This is a genomic window from Geomonas sp. (assembly GCF_056994735.1).
The window spans coordinates 1-4,384 of sequence record NZ_JBXKJL010000186.1; the positions used below are offsets into that span (position 1 = coordinate 1).

Here is a 4,384-nt window from a genome sequence, read left to right on the forward strand (position 1 = left end):
GGCTCAAGGTGCGCTCCATGGTGGGGCTTCTCCCCCTGTGCGCCACCACGGTAATCGAGAAATGGCAGCGGGAGCGCGTTCCGCAGGCAATGGCTAACTTGCAGGAACGGCTGCGCCGGATGCCCGAACTTTCGGCGACTATGCACCCTTCAGGCCCGGGGCATTTAGGCGTGGACGAACGGGGGCTCATCGCCCTGCTCAATCCGGAGCGGCTCCGCCGGATCCTGACGAAGATGCTTGACGAGAACGAGTTCCTGAGCCCCTACGGCATCCGCTCGCTTTCCAAGTTCCACGAGCGAAACCCGTTCGTTTTTAACGTGGAAGGCAAGGAGTACCGGGTAGACTACCTGCCGGGCGAGTCGAACACGGGCATGTTCGGCGGCAACTCCAACTGGCGGGGACCGATCTGGATGCCGGTGAACGCGATGATCATCCGGTCACTGCTGAATTTCTACCTGTACTACGGCGACAACTTCAAGATCGAATGTCCCACGGGGTCAGGTAAGATGATGAACCTCTTCGAGGTGGCCAAGGATATCTCCGACCGGCTCGGCCGGATCTTCCTGCAGGACGAGCAAGGTAGGCGACCCGTCTACGGCGGCACTGAGAAGTTCCAGACCGACCCGAACTTTAGCGACCACATCCTCTTCTTCGAGTACTTCCACGGCGACAACGGCGCCGGGCTCGGGGCCAGCCATCAGACCGGCTGGACCGGGCTCGTGGCCAAGACCATCCAGCTTTTCGGCCTTCTGGACGCCGAGAGGGCTCTGAAGGGGGGCAAGCAGGCCGCCTTCGAGAAGGGCGCCCCGGAAGCCGGGGGGAGAAGAGAGGGGGCATGAGCCGAACAATGGGGAGGGCTTGCTTCCCGAGGGCAAGGACGAGACGCTGCGAGACCACAGTGACTGTGCTAGCGCTTCCCTCAAGTGGAATTTGAAGCCTCATGGCTTGAGACAGTTACTATGAAGGTAGTAAACGAGATGGGTACTCATGCGCGACGAACCTTGGTGTTTGGCGCCCTGTTCTGTGCGGCTATAGCCGTGGGTGAAGCGCTGGCTGACGACACGAGCCAACAGGAAAAGCTCGTCAAACAGGCCAACGCGCCGATCTCGTCTATTCTACAGGTCCGTCTTCAGAATACCTACGAACCGGAATTTTACGAGATACACGGGAACGGCAACGTTTTTTCGATAGCCCTGACCATGCCGTTTCCTAAATACCGCCTGCTCCCACTTCCTCAGCTTTCGCTCCTCTCCTTTCCAGCAGCAGTAACCTTACCTGGCGGTGGGACAGGGTCCGGTGACCTGAAGCTTGTCGACATAGCAATACTTCGTGCCGGTGAGAGTACCATCTGGGGAGTCGGGCCGGCATTGCTCTTTCCCGTGTCGAGCAGGCCTGAGACCGGTCAGGGCAAATGGCAAGCGGGACCAGCCGCAGCAATTGCGTTCTTCCCCGAGAGGTTGCTGCTGGGCGTGTTTGTGCAGAACCCGATCTCCTTCGCCGGCGATCGAGAACGACGGGATGTGAATTACATGATCTTCCAGCCATTCGTCACCTATCAATTTGACAAAGGCTGGTTCGTCAGGTCGCAACCCCAGATGGTCTTCGACTGGAAGAACGGCAAACAGCTGGTCCCTCTGGATTTGGGAGTAGGGCGGGTTTTCAGGATAGGTCGCCAGAATGTGAACTGCTTCGTCGAACCGTTTTGGAATATATCCCATGACGGTCCTGTGCCTGAATATGGCATCACGCTCGGTTTTTCGCTTCTGTACCCCAACTTTTGGCAATGAGAGTAGTTTCATGTCCAGATCGACATCCGCGTTCCTGTCCGAAGGGTAGGGCAGGAACGCAGATGTCGTGATGCCAGGGAAATGAGTGCCGGATAAGAAAGGTTGCCGGGTCGGCTAATCCGGGTTGATCTTGGTGACCTTGGTCCCCTGCAGGCCCAGACCCGCCATCAGACCCTTCTGGTGATAGATGAAGGCGTAGATGTCAGCCTTTCCGGTAGTTGTGGTAAGGGCCTTGGCGACTCCCTTGTCGACGATGACGACGCTCGGGCCGACACCGATCTCCCACCCCTCCGACTTGTGCAGGTATTGCACCGCCGAATCTTTCATGAAGAACAGGACGTAACTGAAAGACTGTACGCCGGCCTGCAGTCCGTAGGAGACCGCGATGCTGCGGTAGTAGCCGGTGCTCACGCCGTTCTCGCGCAGTACGCCGTCGCCCCCCTGACCCCCGACTATGAATCCCGCCTTGCGGATTTTCGGAAAGATCATGACTGCCACTGCCTTCTGCCCGAGTGCCTTGGCCGCTGCGCTGGTTTTGTACAGCTTCTGCAGCGCCGCATCGGCGTCTTTGTCGATCTCTGCCTTGGTGTCGGCATTGGCGAACGGTATGTGTGCCACAAAGACCAGCATCAGCGTGAGGAGCATCAATGTGACGACTTTTTTCATGGCTGTTCTCCTTGGGTGGTTTCCGTTAGACATCCAGTTCATGGGATTATGCAGGAGCCGAAGACGATGAAGCCTTCCCGGTCGCCGGCAGCGCTCAGGGTAAGATCCCCGCTATCCTCTACCAGGGTCATGGTCCAGCCGCGCAGCTCGGTGCCGTGCATGATGACAAGCCCTTCCCGGCGCTCGACCGACGATATCTTTGAGCTGCGTGTCACACTTTTATCCAGCGACTTCAAGGTCTTGGACTTCAGGTCGATCTGCACGAAACGGGGCAGCTCCATGTCCTCTACCGCATAGTCCGCACATTTCTCATCCGGAACGCATTCGAGCACCCTCGTCAGTGCGCAGGTCCGCACATTTTCATCCGCCGCCATTGCCTGCAGTGCCCCGAACGAAAGAAGCACCGCAAGCACTAAAGCAGAAATCCTTGTCATGGTATCCTCCACTTGAGTTTCACCTCTCAGTAAAAGCTGCCTTGTCTATTTCACCCTGTATCCTTTTCCTTCCATGCAGGCGCTCCAGGCCCGGGTGTATTCCGCCGACTGTTGCTGTCCTTGCTCCTCTTGGGCCTTCTCGCTCCTCCGCTTGCGTGCTCCGCCGATGATCCCTCCGGAGGCGGCGCCGATGGCTGCGCCTTTGCCGGCGTTACCGGCGATCGCGCCTACGGCGGCTCCGGCTGCAGCCCCCCCGGCGGCGCCTCTCAACGCTCCCCCCTTCTTTTGCGGCGCCGCTGCGGGCTGCGAGGGATCGACCCCAGTCTGGCCCTTGGCCCATTGGTAGCAGGAGTACTTGTCCTGTTCCATCTGTTCATTGCTCTGGTTCCCGGTCGGGTAGACGTAGGGTGCGGCCCAGCCCGATCCTGAAGAAATGACGGCGGCCATAACCGCCACGGCGATCCCGCGCAATCTCGGATTTCTTGGCGCTGATTTTTCCTTTGCCTTGCTCATTGCATGCTCCTTTCCGACTATGGGATGGGGCTTCGATCACTGCCTGACGGCCGCCTGCTGTGCCGTGACCATACACTTCCGGTTCCGCCCTTGTATCCGCGCTTTTAGGTAATCAACGGGTCAAGAATAACAGAAGCAATGTCAGAGGCAAGGAGCGGTCGAATAAGTGGCAGGGGCGCGGCTGGTTCATCAGGAGTCTGACATCAGGTAAAGAAACTACTGTAAAGAAAGTGACTGAGAGAATACGTTTTCTGCTAGGAAGTAATCAGGGATCTTTGGCAAAAATTGCCGATTGGCAAAGAACGCCGAGTATCAAAGCAAAAACGGCGTTAACCACGGTCACTCCAGCCGACAGAGCAGCGGCTAGCGCCGAAGCTGCTCGGCCACCTTGCGGGCTGCTTCCGCCGCCGCTTCTTCCCCTCCCAGGTAGTAGCTGCGCAGCGGCCGCAGGTCGTCATCGAGTTCGTAGACGAGCGGTATGCCGGTAGGTATGTTGAGCTCGGCAATCGCCTGGTCGCTGATGCCGTCGAGATACTTCACCAGCGCCCGCAGGCTGTTTCCATGGGCGGCGATGATTACCCGCTTCCCCGCCATGACTGCCGGCGCGATGGTCTCGTGCCAGTACGGGAGAAACCGGGCGACCGTGTCTTTCAGGGATTCTGCCAGGGGGAGTTCCTCGGCTGTCAGCGAGGCATAACGTGGATCGACCCCGGGGTAGCGCGGATCGTCACGGGTGAGCGGAGGCGGGGGAATGTCGTAGCTGCGCCGCCAGATGGTGACCTGCTCCATGCCGTGCAGCTCGGCCGTCTCAGCCTTGTTGAGACCCTGCAGGGCGCCGTAGTGCCGTTCGTTGAGGCGCCAGCTGTTACAGACCGGGATCCACATCTGGTCCGCCTCTTCGAGGGCGAGCCAGAGAGTCTTGATGGCCCGCTTCAGGACCGAGGTGAAGGCGACGTCGAAGACGAATCCCTCCTGTGCCAGAAG

Annotated in this window: 6 protein-coding genes; 2 read left to right on the plus strand and 4 right to left on the minus strand. The window is 59.0% G+C overall.

What is annotated here, in order from left to right:
• Positions 1 to 839, plus strand: an 839-nt coding sequence (locus tag AC11W3_RS08460; RefSeq protein WP_484092825.1) for an MGH1-like glycoside hydrolase domain-containing protein, incomplete at its 5' end; no start/stop codon positions are given.
• A 120-nt stretch (positions 840 to 959) separates the two neighbouring features.
• Positions 960 to 1,787, plus strand: coding sequence for a hypothetical protein (locus tag AC11W3_RS08465; RefSeq protein ID WP_484089352.1), 828 nt, complete (start codon positions 960 to 962; stop codon positions 1,785 to 1,787).
• A 114-nt stretch (positions 1,788 to 1,901) separates the two neighbouring features.
• On the opposite strand, the gene AC11W3_RS08470 is transcribed toward AC11W3_RS08465, so the two are convergent.
• The 4 genes from AC11W3_RS08470 to gpmA all read right to left on the minus strand — a co-directional run.
• Positions 1,902 to 2,453, minus strand: coding sequence for a lipid-binding SYLF domain-containing protein (locus AC11W3_RS08470; protein WP_484092826.1), 552 nt, complete (start codon positions 2,451 to 2,453; stop codon positions 1,902 to 1,904).
• 38 nt (positions 2,454 to 2,491) lie between these two features.
• Positions 2,492 to 2,887 (minus strand): hypothetical protein, encoded by a 396-nt coding sequence (locus AC11W3_RS08475; RefSeq protein WP_484089354.1) that lies wholly within the window; start codon positions 2,885 to 2,887, stop codon positions 2,492 to 2,494.
• A gap of 45 nt (positions 2,888 to 2,932) precedes the next feature.
• A complete protein-coding gene (locus tag AC11W3_RS08480; protein ID WP_484089355.1) occupies positions 2,933 to 3,400 on the minus strand; it encodes a glycine zipper family protein in 468 nt (155 codons plus the stop codon).
• A gap of 363 nt (positions 3,401 to 3,763) precedes the next feature.
• A partial coding sequence (gpmA, locus tag AC11W3_RS08485; RefSeq protein WP_484092827.1) for a 2,3-diphosphoglycerate-dependent phosphoglycerate mutase occupies positions 3,764 to 4,384 on the minus strand: 621 nt, incomplete at its 5' end.

Excerpts from the sequence above, each read along its gene's own strand:
- AC11W3_RS08465 (WP_484089352.1), top strand. The coding sequence starts at position 960 with ATGAAGGTAGTAAACGAGATGGGTACTCATGCGCGACGAACCTTGGTG.
- AC11W3_RS08470 (WP_484092826.1), bottom strand. The coding sequence starts at position 2,453 with ATGAAAAAAGTCGTCACATTGATGCTCCTCACGCTGATGCTGGTCTTT.
- AC11W3_RS08475 (WP_484089354.1), bottom strand. The coding sequence starts at position 2,887 with ATGACAAGGATTTCTGCTTTAGTGCTTGCGGTGCTTCTTTCGTTCGGG.
- AC11W3_RS08480 (WP_484089355.1), bottom strand. The coding sequence starts at position 3,400 with ATGAGCAAGGCAAAGGAAAAATCAGCGCCAAGAAATCCGAGATTGCGC.